The sequence below is a fragment of the Lutibacter sp. A80 genome (assembly GCF_022429645.1).
Taxonomy (GTDB): Bacteria; Bacteroidota; Bacteroidia; order Flavobacteriales; family Flavobacteriaceae; genus Lutibacter.
Window position 1 is genome coordinate 63,426 of sequence record NZ_CP092480.1, and the last position, 17,339, is coordinate 80,764.

Consider the following 17,339-nt stretch of genomic DNA (forward strand, 5'->3'; position numbering starts at 1 on the left):
CTATTTATTTTTAATTGAAAAACAATTCTACCTTGTTTTCAATAATTTTATAACTAATGCCTTCAGTATATTTAAGCATTTGTAAAAAATGAATTAATTCATTTTCTTTTTTAAGAGTTCCAGTAAATCTAAATTGTTTTATTTTTTCATCTTTTAAAATAAAACTTACGTTATACCAATTATCAAGTTTTGTTACAATGTTTTCTAACTTTTCATTTTCAAAAATCATTCTATTCATAGTCCAAGAAACCTCATTTTGAACATTTACATTTTGAACAATAATTTTATTTTGATTGTGGTATAATTTAGCTTGAGTTCCAGGTTTAATTTTTTGATTTTCTCCGTGAGGATTAGAAACATTAATAGATCCATTAATTAAAGTAGTACTTGTGTAACCATCATTTTCATAATTAGATACATTAAACTCTGTTCCTAATACTTCAATTTTTAAATCTGAAGATTGTACAATAAATGGACGGTTTTTATTATGTGCTACATCAAAAAATGCTTCACCTAATAAGGCTACTTTTCGTTGTTTTGAAATTGTAGAATTATTAAAAGAAATAGTACTGTTTGAATTTAATTCAATATTAGTCCCATCAATTAGTGTTAGAGCATATTTTTTCCCTTTTGGAACAATAATTTTAAATGTATCATCATTTTTTTTAGAAATTAAATTTTCAGTTGAAATAAAATTTATTATTTCTGAATTTACATTTACCAATACACCATTTTTTAATAACCATTTACTATTGGTATCTTCAGTTATTTTAAAGTATTCATTAGTTGAGGTTTGTATTAAAATGTCGGTATTATTGTAGTTGGTTTTTGTTAAATGTTCAGCAAATGATGTTGTATTGTTGTTTGAAGTAAAATAAATTGTAGCTATTGAAATTAATAAAACAACAGCAGCTGCATATTTTAAAAAGCTAGTTGGTTTTAATACTCTTAATTTAGAAGTTTTTAGTTTGTTAGAAGCTTCTAATAAATTAATATACTGTTGTTTAATAAATGCTTCGGGTTTTACAGATTTAGAATCGTCTATATTTAAGGTTTTTAATTTGGTGAGTATAAGAACTGCATTGTTAAACTTTTCTAAGTCTTGTGCATTTAATTCTTTTTTAAAATTCATCCAAAAATGATTATTTGTTTTAAAATTTGATGTTACCCAAATAATAAATTTATCATCATTTAATAAATCATTAATATTGTGTTTTTCTATTTTGGACATAATTTCTGTAAGGTTGTTATTAATAAGAGTGTAATTTTTTGTTTTGTACTATATTATTATTGATAAAAATTGATTTTTTTTCAATAAAAAAATAATTTACTGGTAAATAACTACTTATGAGCGTATTTTTTTGAAAAAAATCTTCTAATATGGTGTTTTTATTAAAGAACCAAAAGATATAGCATTCATAAATAATTTATTGGTGCCATACCAAGCTCCCCTAAAATTAGGATTGTCAGCAAATAGTATAGCTCTTCCGTTTCCAATTTTACTTACAATAATTGCTGCAGATTTTTTTATATAATTGTCTATGTTCTCTGGAGATACATAACCATCAATATGTGGGTTTTCTGTGTATTTAGCAACTGTTGAAAATCTACTTTTTGTAGGAGAAATAAAAACTTTATTATTTTTATACATTGGTATTTTTAGATCGTGATAGCCATAAGCAATAGGGTGTGTAATATCTAAATCTACTTTAAAAATAGCTCCACCAATACTTTGTTTTCCAATAACAGCTCTAGAATCGGCATAATTAAATCTAGATTTTGTAGTGTCTTTTACCCAATCTAATAAGTTTTCATCAACTATTTTATTTTTTATTGCCCAAGAGCTTGCAGTTCTTGTAGTAATTAATGTGTTTCCTAAGCTTACCCAATCTTTTAGTTTTTCTTTATTTTTTTCAGATAGTAAATTATAACTTCCAGAGACCATTATTATAACATTATATCTATGTAAATCTGTTCTATAAAATAAACGTTCGGGTACTTTTACAATTGGCATTTGCATTCTTTGTTCAAATAAATGCCAAACTTCACCTGCTTCATATGCAGATACGCCACCTTCAACAAGCATCATAACTTTAGGTTGTTTAAGTGTAACAAAATTTGTACTTCCAATATCAATTCCTTTTAAACTATAACCGGTATTTACTGAATATGCTTGTATTTTGTATTGTTCACTAAGGGTGTTTATTATTGAATAAAGTGTGTCTTTATCGGTTTTTTGAATGCTTACAGGTATTAGTAAAGTTCCTCTGCTAAAAGAAACTTCAGCACCATTTGCAATTGTGGTAATTGGTTCTACGGCAGTTTTAACAATAATTTTTTTTTCTTGTAATTTGTGTAAAAGGGCAGGAGCATAATAATCATCCCAAGGAATTAAATAAGCGTATTCACTTAAAGAGCACTTATCAGTTTTAATAGTGTTAGATTCAGCTGTAATTTCATTATTAGAAACTATATCTTTTGTTAACGAGGTGTATTTCATATTATAAAAATTTGCAACCGACCAAGATGAAGCATCATAAAAAACACTATCTCGGTATTTGTTGTAAGTTTCAAATATGGTACGTACCATTAAATATTCTTTTTGTTTTGTTGGTACAGTATAAGCATAGCCTTTTTTGTAAGTGTTGTTGTTTAATTTTAAGGTTTTATCAATTGGGTAGACCTTAATTTGATGCTTTAATAATAAATCTACAAAGGCTTTATTTCTGTTTTTATCGTAATTATCTCCAAAAATATAAGTCTTAATTTTATTGTTAGAAGCTTGTTTAACCGCATTTTTGAAGAAATTATTCTGATAAGAATATAATAGATTTTTATTTTTTATTGCAGCTTTTATGGTTGCAAAAGTAGAAACGTACTGGTTTCTTATGGTAAATGGAAAAGATAAGTTAGTTGTAGTAGTTTCTTGTAAATGTCCTCTAGCAGCTGCTTGTTCAAATAATAAAGCTAAAGATCCTTGTAAATCTCCGTAGGTTGATCCGTACCCAGGGTAAGTAGCATCGTATTTTTCTTTAGTGAAATACAGAGAGCCGATTTTATCTAAATCTTGACTAAATTGTTTGGCAAAAGCAAATGTTAATGATGTATAATTTTCATCAGGAGTTACAGGGTTTAATGAAGCCGATAAAGGTTTTGGTTCAAAGAAAAAAGTACTAGTTGTACTCATTTCATGAAAATCTGTAACCACATTTGGATACCATTCATGAAACCATTTTAAACGAGCATTGCTTTCTGGTTGTACAGCTAGTAATAAATCTCTATTTACATCAAATAAATAATGATTTGTCCTTCCTCTTGGCCAGCCTTCGTTATGTTCTATGTCGTTTTTATCTGCAATAAGTGGATTGCCTTTAAATGAATTTACCCAATTAGTAAAACGATCTCTTCCGTCAGGATTAATAGTAGGTTCTAAAAATATAATAGTATTGTCTAAGTATTTTTTTACGTTTGGATTTTCTGAAGCCACTAAAGTGTAGGCCGCTAATAATGCGGCTTCAGTTCCAGAAGGTTCGTTTCCGTGGACATTGTATGCTAAATTTATAAAAACAGGTAAATCTGTAAAATCAGTTATATCTATATTTTCATCTACAACTTGTAAATGTTTCTCTTTAATACTTGTTAAATTTTTATGATTTTCTAAAGATGTAATTGTTAAAATAACAAGTTTTCTATTTTCATTTGTTTTTCCAATAACTTTTAAAGAAGCTTTATCTGATAGTTCTGCTAATTTCTCCATATATGAAATAACTAAGTCATGTCTTGTATGGAAATCGCCAATTGCATATCCTAAAAATTCTTCAGGACTTGGGATGTTTTTATTGAAAGGAGCATACTCTTTAAAATAATAATTTTGAGAAAAAACAATTGATTGTGTTAGAATAAATAAAATGAATGTAAAGAGTTTTTTTTTCATAAAAAGAAGTGCTTAGATAAGTTTTTGAATTGATTTTACTTGTTGTAGTTATAAAATAGAGGCCTAATTTTATATTTGTACTATGTGAAATTTGTTAAAATCTGATTTTAATTTAAAATTAGAAAAAGTAAATGAATATAATCTTTTCCTAAAGTGCGTAATTTTTTTATTGCTCCAGCAAGTATGTTTCTAACAGTTTGATATTTAATGTCAAGCGTTTCTGAGATTTCAAAATTATTAAAGTTTTGAAAATATTTGAGATAGATAATTTCACGCTCTCTAGGACTTAATTTTTCAATAAGATTTTTTAAATCTTTTAGTATTATCTCTTTGCTATGGTCATCTTCTTCATATGGAATTGTACCATCAATTAAATTAAATTCTAATTTAGCCTTTTTTTTAACCTTAAAAATTTGATTTCTAAAGCTTTTAAATAAGTAAGCTTTTACATTTTTTACTTTGGTAGTGTGATTTTTATAATTTAAGATATTTAGAAATGTATCGTGAATACAATCTTCTACTTCAGAAGGGTTTAAATACCTTCTACCAAAATTAAATAACATTTGATAATTGGAATTGTAGATTGCTTGAAAAGATGTCATATCTCCAGCAATAAAAGAAGTCCATAGTTTTTCTTGAGAATTATTGGTTGAATTATTTTGTGAAAAATTCAAAGGATCTTTCATTTACATGAAAATTATTCTTAATTTTATTAATAAAGTGTTGGTATTCGGAATCACAAACATACAATTTATTAAAATAATATTTTAATAAGTAAAGTTTTAATGAGTATAAGTTAGACAATTTTTATTAAAAAAAACATATTGATATTGATTATTAAAATATAAATAAAATTTTAGTGCAATTTTTATTTATTTCAAATAGATTAATCAAAGAATTTAAAATTATAATTCTAATCTAGTATAGTTATCTGTTAATATTATATAACTTGTTAAAAACAGCAAAAGGGAATGTATAATTTTATGTGGTGCTATATGTTTTTTCAGTGAAGTTAATTTTCCTTTTTTGGAAATTTCATGTTTTCTTCCATTTCTTTTTTTAGATCAATTGCTTGTATGTAGATAGACATTTTTCCTCTTAAGAAGTATAAAATAGTCATAATTATTACAGCAATAGGAACTGTGTAAATAAACTCAACTTCATCAACAAATTCTTCACTATCGTTTACAACTGCTATAAGTTGAAATAAATAAACTGAAATTGGTATAATAAGTGAATGCACCCACCAATGTTTATTTGTGATAAACCAAATAATTAATAACAAGAAAGGAACAAATTTTCCTAAAAAAGTATATACAAAAGATTGCACTTTTATGTAGTAGCCTCCTTTTAATGTACCAAAAATTGTATCATATGTTTCTAATTCATCAGGGATTGCTCTATAAATATACAAAAGATATGGAGTGGAAATAATAATTAGAATAATAATACTTCCAAGGAGTAATGATCTTCTTTTTTTGTTTTTCATTAAGGGGTAGTATATCTGTATTGAGTTTCAACCAAATTTATATAAAAAAAACGAAGAATAAAAATAAAGAAACCAACAAAGCACAATGTTAACATTGTGCTTTGTTGGTTATATTGTAATAATATATTATTTAATAATTATCCTTGTCTAGGAATTATTATTTTATCTTTTCTTATGGCTTGATTATCAGTTGATGTATTACTTAAAGCAATTGCTGCAAAGAAACCTGCTACAAGTAGCAATCCGAAAACTAGTTTTATTTTTTTCATTTTAATATAGGGTTTTAATGAATTAGTAAGATACTTCAAAGATAGTATAATTTTACATATAGGCAAAAAAAAACCGACTTTATTTTTAAAATTTTTTAAAAATAATGCTATGAAAACATATTTTCCTTTAATTTAAAGGGATTACCTTTAAATTTTAAAGTGTAAATAGTTTTAAGTTTTGTTAATTAAAACTTTTATTTTGGAGATTTTTAAGTAAAAATAGTTGTTAATATACCCTCTCCGTAAAAATATATAACCTAGATACTATATTTATATTGCAAAAGTAGAGATATTATTAAGATGTTCAAAATATTATAAATAATATATTTATTTCTATCTAATATGTTCTTTTTATTAATTTTTTAAACTTTTTTTAAAATTTCCTTAATTTTAAATAATGCTTTATGTTTTATTACAAATCAAAATTATTTTTTTGTTATTTAAATCGGTTGTAAAAAACAAATATTGATTTCCTCCGTCTTTTAAACCTGTTTTTTTTCTAATTTGAGCTACTGTTTCAGGAAAATTTCGAGTTGTGATATTCGCTTTTTTTGAAGGAATTAATTTTTTTAATTGTTTTTTATCATATGAAATACAATGTTTAACTTCAAAACTTCTACCCGGAAATTCTATGAGCTTATCTGAAGTGTATAAATGTGAGTGTTGCTGTAATTTATCGATTTTTAAATGTGAAGAGATTTGGTGAAAACCTCCAGCTTTTAAGATAGCAGCATTGGGTTCATATATAAATTTTTTAGGTTCAGAATATGTAGTAGGTACATCTTCATTTAAATTAAAGCTAAAAAGTTGATTGCTTTTTTTACTGTAATTAATCGTTTTAATATTAATTGTTTGTGTGTAGTTGTAGCTTAGAATAAATAGCAATTCTTTTACTTCATTTTCTATGGCAATTATATGAATTTCTTTTACAAATTTTAATTCGTTTATAGCGCTTGTAATATCTAGTATGGGAGAAACTTTAAGTAGAATATTTGAGGTTTTTTTAAATAAAAGCTCTAAATTTTCTGGAATATTTGGCAAACAATCGTTTAACAAAAATACTTTTTCTTTAGCGTCATTTCTTCTGGATGGATCTGCATAAATCCAATCGAAAGTGTTGGTTGTATTATTTAAAAAATCTATTCCATCACCAGCAAAAGTTGTTATATTAGTTGTTTTTAATTGTTTGTAATTGTGTGTTACTATTTGCGATAGTTTAGTGTTTAGTTCGCAATGCGTAATTGAATTAATATTTTGTGCAAAAGAATAACAATCTACTCCAAAACCACCTGTAATATCAATTAAACTGGAACCTTCAATTAAACTGGATTTATAATTTGCGGTAATTTCAGATGATGTTTGTTCAATATTTAATTTATTAGGGTAATAAATATTAGAAGTTGAAAACCAACTAGGTAGTTTTTTTTGACTACGCTTTTTTGCTTCAATTTGTTCAGCTAATTCTTGTATAGAAATGTTTTTAAACGGACTTCCTTTTAAAATTAATTTAGTTAAATCAGAATTTAAATTATTTGTAATAAATTCTTGTATTTCTGTATTTAAAAGTTCGTTATTCAAAATTATTTATTGCTTAATTCAACCAGTCTTGTAACCGTATTCCAGTTTCTAGATGTTGCTGATATTTTTAATTTAGTTTCTATGTTCTTGTTTGTTAATTTAGTACTTCCAAGTCCATTTGGACAGTATAAATAAGCTATTTTATTTTTAAAGAGTACTATTTCATTTTTTGCTGCAAGCTCTTTTACTTTTAAAATACCTTCATTTGTTGGAATTTTATCTAAAAATGTTGCACAGGTTTTTTTTAAATCAAATGTTGTTTTGTTTAAAAAAGGACTTGTATTAAATGCAGTTTCTAATTCATCTTTTTTTAAAATTAAAACTTTTACAGCATACTTAAATTGTTCTTTAATTTTAGTAGTTATAAGTTGTTCAATTTTTAAAGTATTTGTTTGGTTGGTAGAAAAAATTACATTGCCACTTTGGATGTATGTATTTACTTCAGAAAAACCTATATCTAAAAATAACTGTTTTAGCTCAATCATTTTAATTTTGTTTTTTCCGGAGACATTAATTCCTCTTAAAAGAGCAATATAAATATGCATAAATTACAGATTTTTGGTTAATGATTTCACAATTTTATTATCTGATAAAAATGCTTTTAAAATCACCTTAATTGCTGTGTAAGTAGGTATGGCTACAATCATACCTGTAACACCAAATAATATTCCTGCAATCATAATTATTAAAAATATTTCTAAAGGATGTGATTTTACACTGTTAGAAAATATTAAGGGCTGACTTAAAAAATTATCTATTAATTGTGCAATTACATAGCCAATCATTACATAAATTGTAGTTGGTAAAATTACAGTTTGAAAATCTTCTCCTAAATTACTACTCATAGATAAAAATAACATTAAAACACCTCCAACAAGAGGGCCTATGTACGGAATTAAATTTAAAAGAGCACATAAAAAAGCAATTACAATAGCATTTTCAATACCAAATATAAGCAAGGCAATAGTATAAATTACAAATAGTATACTTATTTGAAAAACCAATCCGATAAAATATCTGGATAGTAAATGATTTATGGTTGACAATGATTTTTTAAGTTTACTTTCACTTTTATCACTTACCAAAACATAAATAGAACTTTCCATAATCTGCGTATCTTTCATTAAAAAGAAAGTAATAAATACAACAGAAAATAAACCGATACTTAAACTACCAAGTGTGCCAATTACAGAATTTAGTAAATTAGGAATTGCTGTAATATTTTTAAATAAATCAGCGTGTTTTAATTCATCTAAAACATTTATACCCTTCGCTAAAAAGTAATCGTTTATTTCAGTTATTAAATTTTGAATATTTGTTTGAAGTTGTTCTATGTTTAGTAATGATAAATTTTGACCTTGTTCAATAATTAAAGGAATAAACATGGAAATTAATCCCGTAAAAATTCCAATAAAAAATATCATTGTAAAAATTACAGCTAAGGTGTTTGGGAATTTTAATTTTTGTTTTAAAAAGGAAATTATAGGACTTGCAATTAAAGCAATAACAGCTGAAATTGCGATATAAACTAAAATTGATTGTACTTTATATAAAAAATAAAGTAAAAGCGTAATACCAACTAATATGGCAATTGCTTTTAGTATTCCGTTTGTAATTGTGTTTGATGTCAATTTTTTTATTTTTTAATTTCTATTACAGCTCCATTTGAAGGAGTCCAAATATCTAAATTTTCAGGAATATTAAATTGATTTTCATTTGTTAATTCTTCAACGTCATCTGCATTGTCGGTTTTAATAGTTCTAGCAGTAATTGCATCTTTTGATACAAAAATCCATTTAAATTGATTGAATGAACCAGAATTTCTTGTCCATTCTTTATTGTCATCATTTTTTCTTAATGGTGCGCCCCAGCATCCTTCGCCAACATAAATAGTTCCGTTAGGATCTCTTATAAAACCTTCTTCACTTCCTGCTTCTGTAGAAGGTTTAATAGGCCATGTAGATTTAACAGTATGCGAATCGCATTCAACTACTAATTGTACATTGTTTTGGTAAAATAAATCAGCCCAATGTTGGTATTGAAAATGTCTTTCTTTTTTTCTAGACACATGCGGACGCATTGGTTTGTGGTATTGTGCAATTTTCCAAAGATCGTTTTCATTTGCTTTTAATTCGTTTTTAAGCCAATTTGTTTGGCTTCCAGGAATCGCTATTTCAGAGTTTAAAGTGTAGATTCTAACAAAATTTTTTCCAAATGGGATACTGTAATATATTTTTTCTGAAGGAGTGTCAAATAAATTGTAGATACTTCTATCATCTCGTTCATGATTTCCTCTAGCTGCAATAATGGGAAACATTCTATTATCTGAAGCTATAGTCAACTGCCAATCATCAAACCAAGTCTGCCACTCGCTATCAGTATCTCCAGAAGTCATATCTCCTCCAAATAATACCGCAGTTGGTTTTAATTTAGCAACTAATTTATTAGCATTTTGTCTTGGAATTTGATTGTTTCTAGAATCTCCACCAGCAATAAATGAAATTTTTTCGTTGTTTTTGGGTGCTGTTTTAAACCAAAAGCGTTCACTTAAGCCTTCACTGTCTTTAATTATAAAATAATAGGCAGTATTAGGTTTTAGATTTTTTAAACGTACAAAATTATTATGCATTCCTTTAAAATATACAGCTCTATCAACAGTTTGTTTATTTTTATAATTAGTGTAATTTGAACCAAAATCGATTTCACCATAATAAACAATTGGGTTGTTTCCTGAAACTTGGTTCCAGCCTATAGTTGCAGTTGTTGAAGGATTATTTCTAATAATTAAGCGATATTTGTTATTTGTAGCATTTAGTATAAATGTGCTTAAAAATAAGAGTAAAACTAATTTTTTCATAAAATTTAATTTAGATTAAAGTAATAGCTTCCTTAGAGTTTTTTTTCAGTATTAGATTGTATTTAAGACTAAAATAAGTTTTAAAACATAAAGGCTGAAATGTATAAATAATTTTAAGATAACTTATTATTAAATATAGATTTTTAATAGCGTACTATTCAAAAGTATTATTATTTATTAATAGTATAAAATATTTTTATCATTTATAAAGAATATAATTGGTATTTTGATAATTTTGTAAGTATAGATGGAAAAAGATTTAAAATTAAATATCAGTTTTAAGCTATTGAAAATTTCAGTAGTTCTTGTTTTCTTAGGTAGGGCTTGGCAATTTATTTTTTGGGATGCACCTTTTAGAACTTTTTTTTGGAATGAAAGCTTGTTGAAACCTTTTATAGAATCTGTAATTGGTATTGATTGGAAAAGTTATGCTAATTCGCCTAAATTAGATGTTTTTATAGATACAAGTGTTTTTGTTTTTGGAATTATATATTTACTATCAGTTTTTGCAGTTATTTTTTATTCTAAAATTAAAAAAATCGCAAAATATATTATTATTTCGGGAACTATTGGCTTAATTCTTTTAGCTTATTTGCTAATGAGCGATAGGTTTTATCAATTGGCACAGTTTTTTGAATATAGTATTCAGTTTAGCATTCCACTTATTTTTGTTTTTTATCAAAAACAATTTATTCAAAGAAATTTAATTCTTATTTTAAAAGTGTTAATCGCTACTGTTTTTATAGCACATGGTTTATATGCAGTTGGTTATTATCCAGTTCCAGGACTTTTTTTAGGAATGGTGATAGATATTCTAGGTTTTTCAGAACAAGGAGCTCGTAATTTTTTGTTGCTAGTTGGAATTTTAGATTTTGTTGGTTCAATCTTAATTTTTGTACCTAAAATTGCAAAATATGTATTAATTTATTTAGCTATTTGGGGATTTTTAACCTCGTTTGCACGTTTGGTAGCAGGGTTTTCATTTGATTTTTTTTGGGAATTATTACACCTAAATTTATATCAAACAGTTTATAGATTGCCACATGGAATTTTACCACTTATGTTGTTGTTAAAATTGAAGGATACATAATTAGTATCCTATCGCTTTGTCATCTCCTCTAGGATCTTCACCGCCTTCTAATTTTCCATTTGGAAGTACTAATATAGCATCTACTTTGCCAATAATTAGAGATTCTTTTTCTAAGAGTTTATAACCTAAATTTTGTAGTTCTGTTTTAGTATTGCTATCAAAGCCTTTTGGTTCCATTCTAATAGTGTCTGGTAACCATTGGTGGTGGAATCTAGAAGCATTAACAGCTTCTTGCATTCCCATATTAAATTCTGTAACATTTAAAATGTTTTGCAATACCGAAGTTATTATTGTAGAACCTCCAGGACTACCTAATACCATTTTTAATTTACCATTTTCTGAAACAATAGTAGGAGTCATTGAACTTAACATACGTTTTTCGGGCGCAATTGAATTTGCTTCAGAACCAATTAAACCATAAGTGTTTGGTGTACCTGGTTTTGCGCTAAAATCATCCATTTCATTGTTTAAAAAGAATCCGCCATTTTTCACATATACTTTTGATCCATAAGCTGTATTTAAAGTTGTGGTTACTGCAACAGCATTTCCAAATTTATCAACAATAGAGTAGTGGGTGGTTTCTTCACTTTCATACCCATTTAATTTTCCGTGAGAAATTTCAGAAGATTTTGTAGCTTTTTCCCAAGAAAAACTTTCCATTCTATGGTTAATATAGTCGGGATCTAACAAGCTATCAATAGCAACAGAAACAAAGTCTGGATCACCCAAATAGTGTGCTCTATCTGCATAAGCACGTCGTTCAGCTTCGGTTAATAATTGAATGTATTTTGTAGAATTATGTTTAATTTCATTTAAATTAAAGGGTTCTATAGATTTTAGTATTTGTGCTAAGCAAATTCCTCCACTAGAAGGAAGTGTCATAGAAGTAATTTGAAAATTTTTATAGTTAAAAGTTATTGGAGTACGCCATTTGGCTTCGTAATTTTCAAAATCTTTTATAGAAATAATTCCGCCTAATTCTTGAATGTAATTTACGATGTTTTCTGCTGTTTTTCCTTTGTAAAATTCATCTTTACCATTTATTTTAATACGTTCTAAGGTGTTTGCTAATTCAGTAAATTTTAAAGTGTCTCCAGTTTTCCAGATTGTATCTAAGTGAATGGTGTAATTATTAGCGGTTTTAAATTTTGTGCGGTTATTATTTAAACCACGAGCTTGATTTTTGGTGATAATAATTCCCTTTTTAGCCAAATTAATAGCGGGTTGAATTAGTGTTTCAATAGGAAGTGTACCAAATTTTTTATGAGCTTCAAAAATACCAGCAATAGTTCCAGGAATACCAATTGCCATTGCACCTAAAGTACTTTTGTTTTTAATAAAATCGCCATTCTTATCTAAATACATATCTTTTGAAGCTAATAAGGGAGCTTTTTCACGATAATCTAGAGCACCAGTTTTACCGTTATTTAACCTGTAAACCAGAAATCCGCCGCCGCCAATATTTCCTGCAACAGGGTATGAAACAGCTAAGGCTAATTCTGTTGCTACCATAGCGTCAAAAGCATTTCCTCCTTTTTTTAAGATTGCAACCCCAATTTTTGAAGCTTCTTCACGTGCGGAAACAACCATTGCACTATCTGCAATTAAACCAGTGTTTTTTGAAGTATTTTCTAGTGGTTTTGGTTTGCATTGAATTAGTAAAATACTTAAAATTATTATTGAAATATAGGCTCTCATTGTGTTAAAAGATAGGTTGTTTTTTTAGTTGTAAAATTTATTAATTCTTTAAAATAAGCTGTAAAATCAGTTTCAAATTCTAAGTAGTTAAGCTTTAAGTCTTCTATGGCCAAATCCATTTGTGAAATGCCTTTGGTACGTTTGTTCATTCCTTTTAAAACTCGCTCAATACCTTCTACAGTTGCATAATTTACTAACCAGTTATATTGTATCATATTTGGTAGTAAATGTTGAAGTTCTTCTGGAAAAGTAGCTATATTTTCATTTAAAAAGGAATAGACGTTTTCAGCGTAGAGTTCTAGAGGAATTTCTGAATAATTAGACCAGTTTTTTGCTAAATAATGATCGTATAAAATATCAATTATTACACCATTATAATGTCTGTATCGTTTGTTTAAACGGCGCATACTTTTTTTAACTATTGGATGCGTATCTGTAAAAGTATCTATTTCTCTATGTAATAGTATTCCAGCTCGAATTTCTTTTGGATATTTTTGGTAATCTTTGCCTTTTATAGCGTCAGAAATAAAATTTCCAATTAAAATATTTTTATTGTCTTTGGAAAGGTATAAATGTGCTAAAAAGTTCATAAATTAAATTTAAAACAATGATACAAAAAAATCTGCTGAAAGCAGATTTTTAAGTTTTATATTCTATTTTATAATTTAGGTTTGGTATTTAATAGGAAGTGCATTTCCAAAAAAATAAATCTTTTTTTATAATAACTCCATTTTCAATATTAATTGTGTTTTCATCTGAATATTGATAAATATCTTCAGGCATAATTAAATAAGTGCCATTTGGTAGTTCAAAATTTAATTTTCCATTTTTAATTATTGTATTTAAACTATTTAATTTTAGTTGTTCAAAATCGCCATCACCTAAGTTTTCTAAATCAGATTTTAGGATAAAATACAGTGTTCCATTAAAGTTTGTATAGGTTCTGCTTGCTTCATCAATAATTGGCATACAATCTCCTTTACCATATTTTATGGTTCCAACAATACCTTTTGAAATTGAGGTTGTTTCATTGTTGTTTTTTGTGCAACTTAACGTGTTAATTAAGCAGATTACAATTAATAGTTTTTTCATTATTTAAATATTAATTTAAATTTTTAGCAGTTTTAACCAATTCTTTAAATTCAGCTTTAAAACCGTATTCATCGTTTAAATTTGTAGCATTCAACCATTCTAAAATAGTATCATAATTACTAGTTCCTTTGTATTCCGAATTTGAAAGTAACATAGAAAAAGAAGCCACACTAGATGTGAATTTCATAAAGTCGGATGCTTGGTTAAATGTTTTTCCTTGGTCAAATATTTCTAATTCTATTGGAATACTAACATCAGAATCTGGGTTTTTATACCTAAAATCTATTGTAAATGTTGGAGTAGCTTGTGTGTTCTCATTATTTTTTGGAACAATTTCATAAAGTGCTGTTACATTTTGGTTTGCACCAATCTCACCTGCATCTTTTTCATCATTTTCAAAATCTTCATTTGCTAAAACTCTGTTTTCATAACCTATTAAACGATAAGATTCTACATTGGATGGACTAAATTCTACTTGAATTTTAACATCTTTGGCAACGGTATAAAACTTATTATAATCGTAAATAAAAACTTTTTTTAATTGTTCTATAGTATCAATATACTCATAAGTTCCATTTCCATTATTGGCAATTTGTTCTAAAGCAGCATCGTTTAAATTTCCGCGCCCAACACCTAAAACAGTAATAAAAATACCTAGTTCTCGTTTTTCTTCAATTAATGTAACAAGTTCTTCCTGACTAGATGCACCTACATTAAAATCGCCATCTGTACCAATAACTATTCTATTATTTCCGTTATCTATAAATTGTTGTTGTGCAATTTCGTAAGCTGTAATTATGCCTTCTGCACCAGCTGTACTTCCGCCAGCGCCTAATTTATTAATTGCATCTTTAATTTTTTGTTTTTCGTTTCCAGAAGTAGCCTCTAAAACTATGCCTGCAGAACCGGCATAAGTTACAATTGCTACTTTATCATTCTCGTTTAATTCATCAACAAAATAATTGAATCCATTTTTTAATAAATCTAATTTGTCTTCACTTGCCATTGAACCCGATACATCAATTAAAAAAACAAAATTAGAAGCGGGTTTGTTTTCTGAAGTAATAGGTTTTCCTTTTAATCCAATTCTAACTAGTTTATTATCTGTATTCCAAGGGCATTCGCTTACTTCTCCGTTTAAAGTAATAGGATGGGAAGTGCTGTTTGAAGGATAATCTAATTGAAAATAATTAATTAATTCTTCAGTTCTAATTGCTCCATTTGGAGGTAATGCTAAATCTTGTTGTAAATACCTACGCATATTTGCATAAGCAGCACCATCTGCGTCTGTTGAAAATGTTGAAATTGGGTTTTCAGAAACATTTATAAATGGGTTTTCAATATACTCATTGTATTGATCTCCGGTGGTAATAAACGCTTCACCATAATCTACATAATAATTTTCACTAGTACTATCTAATGTGTTATCTGTAATTTCACAAGAAATAAATAAATTACTTATTAAAAGTATAAATAAATATAATAGATTAGGTTTAGAGGTAAGTTTTAAGAAGCGTTTCATAATAAATAAAGTAAAGTTAGTTTTGATTATTTACTATTAATACGATATAATGGTATAAAACGCTACATTAGTTGTAGATAAAAGTTATTTATTTGTTTTTTTAGCATTATATAAAGCTAATATTCCTATAAAAAAACCAAAAAATATAAAGTTGATTGTGAACTTTAAGAGTCTAAAATCTTGCCCAATTGAATAATCATATCCAGCCATAAGTAGCGCATATATAAACCCTGCTAATAAGCCAGATTTAATAATTTGTTTAGTTTGAATTTTCATAATTAACTACTAGAATTATTAGGAATTTTTTCGTGTATTGTTAAGTACTTATTTCTACCAATAGTTATATAATAAAGTGGAAATAGAAACCCGATTCCTGCTAAAAGTATAAACGAATTAGCTTCAATTTTAAATATGTATTTTATTAAGAAAAAAAACGACATAATGCCTAAAGCTACAGGCATAATTATACTTCCATATTTAAACCCAGCTATTTCTATTACAGTAGATTTATTTTCAAGAAAATTAATAGTTTTTATAGGGCTTTTACACCAATCTATTTTTCCATTAATTTTATGAGTTCCGGCTGTAATTTCAAATTCTTTAGTTTCTCCATTGGCAATTGTTCCTATTTTTTTACCATCTATATAAATGCCATAATCTCTAGCCATATTATTCCATTCATATTTTCTTGTAATACTCAACTTTGTCATAGTTTTAAGTGTTTAGCAATTTTATTGTGCATTTACTTCATTCCAAATTTTTCTAATATAAGTAACATCTTTTTTTAGTCTTTTAAACACTTCTAGTTTATTAATAGTTGGGATTTTGCCTTTTTCTGCACCTCCTAAATCATATTCTGCATGTAAGGAAATGGGAACATTAATAGAGTGCTTCTTTAATAAGGAAAAATAATGATGAAAATCAATCATTCCTTCACCTAAAGGGCAGAATACAGGTTTCCATTTTCCATTTATGTTTTTCCATTTATAATCTTTAATTGCTAAAGTATTTATATGCGACTTAATTAAATCGAATCCAATTTCCCAATTTTTACCGCCTTCAATTGATGCATGTGCAATATCGTATTGAACGCCTAAATTTGTTGGTGAAATACCGGATAACACTTGTTGTAATCCCCAAATTGAAGATCCTATAAAATGTCCAGAATGATTTTGATATGCTCCACTCATTCCGGTTTTATGGTTGAGTTCGGCTAAATTATGAAGCTTTGTTTTTGCCTTGTCTAAATTTTCTGTGATTGGAAAACTACGATTATATCTTAACCAGTCTGACCGATAAAATTGATAACCTTGTTCTTTAGCGGTTTCCAGTACCAAAATTTGAGTAGTATCTTTTGGTGAAATTACTTTTGTAGTTATCATTTTAGGTAGTAAACCATATAATTTCATTTGCTCGGTTGCCTTTGGAAGGTCTTCTAGAACATTTTCTGGAAGTACATGTCCATTTGGTCTTACGGTGAGGTCAATACCATCAAAACCAATTCCTTTAACGGCTTTACATAAATCTTTATAATCTAAAAACTGTAAACATTTAGAAAAAACATGTAGTTCAAGGTTGTTGTTTGATATTTCTTTCGGTGAAAATAAATTACTCGAAGTTAAATTTAGAGGGACTAACAAAGCTCCACTAGCCAAGGCAGTTTTAGTCATAAAATTTCTTCTGTTTAGTAATGAGAGTTTTGTCATTGTAGAAATTAATATTGATAATTAAATCACTAATTTAATGAATTACTTGTGTTTATTTAAATTGAAACAAAAAAAAATAGAATTTTAAAAATGTAACTAAAAGT

The 17,339-nt window shown here is 27.0% G+C and carries 17 protein-coding genes; 1 reads left to right on the plus strand and 16 read right to left on the minus strand.

What is annotated here, in order from left to right; all coding sequences use genetic code 11:
• Nucleotides 1-10: 10 nt before the first annotated feature.
• The 9 genes from MHL31_RS00265 to MHL31_RS00305 all read right to left on the minus strand — a co-directional run bounded on the left by MHL31_RS00265 (nucleotide 11) and on the right by MHL31_RS00305 (nucleotide 10,127).
• Nucleotides 11-1,231, minus strand: a complete 1,221-nt coding sequence (locus tag MHL31_RS00265; protein ID WP_240227088.1) for a FecR family protein — start codon at nucleotides 1,229-1,231, stop codon at nucleotides 11-13.
• A gap of 144 nt (nucleotides 1,232-1,375) precedes the next feature.
• Complete coding sequence (locus MHL31_RS00270) at nucleotides 1,376-3,934, minus strand: M14 family zinc carboxypeptidase (RefSeq protein ID WP_240227089.1); 2,559 nt, start codon at nucleotides 3,932-3,934, stop codon at nucleotides 1,376-1,378.
• A gap of 107 nt (nucleotides 3,935-4,041) precedes the next feature.
• On the minus strand, nucleotides 4,042-4,620 hold the full coding sequence (locus MHL31_RS00275) for an RNA polymerase sigma factor (protein WP_240227090.1): 579 nt from the start codon (nucleotides 4,618-4,620) through the stop codon (nucleotides 4,042-4,044).
• A gap of 326 nt (nucleotides 4,621-4,946) precedes the next feature.
• Nucleotides 4,947-5,423 (minus strand): hypothetical protein, encoded by a 477-nt coding sequence (locus tag MHL31_RS00280; protein ID WP_240227091.1) that lies wholly within the window; start codon nucleotides 5,421-5,423, stop codon nucleotides 4,947-4,949.
• Nucleotides 5,424-5,560: 137 nt separating this feature from the next.
• Nucleotides 5,561-5,731 carry a hypothetical protein gene (locus MHL31_RS00285; RefSeq protein ID WP_240227092.1) on the minus strand — a complete coding sequence of 57 codons (171 nt, stop codon included), beginning with the start codon at nucleotides 5,729-5,731 and terminating at the stop codon, nucleotides 5,561-5,563.
• Between the two features lie 363 nt (nucleotides 5,732-6,094).
• Nucleotides 6,095-7,270, minus strand: coding sequence for a class I SAM-dependent methyltransferase (locus tag MHL31_RS00290; RefSeq protein WP_240227093.1), 1,176 nt, complete (start codon nucleotides 7,268-7,270; stop codon nucleotides 6,095-6,097).
• Nucleotides 7,271-7,272: 2 nt separating this feature from the next.
• Complete coding sequence (locus MHL31_RS00295) at nucleotides 7,273-7,815, minus strand: DUF1697 domain-containing protein (RefSeq protein WP_240227094.1); 543 nt, start codon at nucleotides 7,813-7,815, stop codon at nucleotides 7,273-7,275.
• A gap of 3 nt (nucleotides 7,816-7,818) precedes the next feature.
• Nucleotides 7,819-8,901: an AI-2E family transporter gene (locus MHL31_RS00300; protein ID WP_240227095.1), complete on the minus strand. Its 1,083-nt coding sequence runs from the start codon at nucleotides 8,899-8,901 to the stop codon at nucleotides 7,819-7,821.
• Nucleotides 8,902-8,906: 5 nt separating this feature from the next.
• Nucleotides 8,907-10,127 carry a metallophosphoesterase family protein gene (locus tag MHL31_RS00305; RefSeq protein ID WP_240227096.1) on the minus strand — a complete coding sequence of 407 codons (1,221 nt, stop codon included), beginning with the start codon at nucleotides 10,125-10,127 and terminating at the stop codon, nucleotides 8,907-8,909.
• 247 nt (nucleotides 10,128-10,374) lie between these two features.
• Here MHL31_RS00305 and MHL31_RS00310 point away from each other — a divergent pair, with 247 nt between their 5' ends.
• The gene (locus MHL31_RS00310) at nucleotides 10,375-11,217 is read left to right on the plus strand and encodes a hypothetical protein (protein ID WP_240227097.1); all 843 of its coding nucleotides are present in this window, start codon (nucleotides 10,375-10,377) and stop codon (nucleotides 11,215-11,217) included.
• Here the strand turns inward: MHL31_RS00310 and ggt are convergent, their stop codons facing one another.
• The 7 genes from ggt to MHL31_RS00345 all read right to left on the minus strand — a co-directional run bounded on the left by ggt (nucleotide 11,218) and on the right by MHL31_RS00345 (nucleotide 17,199).
• Nucleotides 11,218-12,915 (minus strand): gamma-glutamyltransferase, encoded by a 1,698-nt coding sequence (ggt, locus tag MHL31_RS00315; protein WP_240227098.1) that lies wholly within the window; start codon nucleotides 12,913-12,915, stop codon nucleotides 11,218-11,220.
• Nucleotides 12,912-13,505 (minus strand): ACP phosphodiesterase, encoded by a 594-nt coding sequence (locus tag MHL31_RS00320; protein WP_240227099.1) that lies wholly within the window; start codon nucleotides 13,503-13,505, stop codon nucleotides 12,912-12,914. Before MHL31_RS00320 ends, ggt begins: the two co-directional genes overlap by 4 nt.
• Nucleotides 13,506-13,593: 88 nt before the next feature.
• Nucleotides 13,594-14,007: a hypothetical protein gene (locus MHL31_RS00325; RefSeq protein WP_240227100.1), complete on the minus strand. Its 414-nt coding sequence runs from the start codon at nucleotides 14,005-14,007 to the stop codon at nucleotides 13,594-13,596.
• Nucleotides 14,008-14,017: 10 nt separating this feature from the next.
• On the minus strand, nucleotides 14,018-15,529 hold the full coding sequence (locus tag MHL31_RS00330) for a VWA domain-containing protein (RefSeq protein ID WP_240227101.1): 1,512 nt from the start codon (nucleotides 15,527-15,529) through the stop codon (nucleotides 14,018-14,020).
• Nucleotides 15,530-15,613: 84 nt separating this feature from the next.
• Nucleotides 15,614-15,805: a hypothetical protein gene (locus MHL31_RS00335; RefSeq protein ID WP_240227102.1), complete on the minus strand. Its 192-nt coding sequence runs from the start codon at nucleotides 15,803-15,805 to the stop codon at nucleotides 15,614-15,616.
• Between the two features lie 2 nt (nucleotides 15,806-15,807).
• Nucleotides 15,808-16,239, minus strand: coding sequence for a hypothetical protein (locus MHL31_RS00340; RefSeq protein WP_240227103.1), 432 nt, complete (start codon nucleotides 16,237-16,239; stop codon nucleotides 15,808-15,810).
• Nucleotides 16,240-16,260: 21 nt separating this feature from the next.
• A complete protein-coding gene (locus tag MHL31_RS00345) occupies nucleotides 16,261-17,199 on the minus strand; it encodes a sugar phosphate isomerase/epimerase (RefSeq protein WP_240227104.1) in 939 nt (312 codons plus the stop codon).
• Nucleotides 17,200-17,339: the final 140 nt, after the last annotated feature.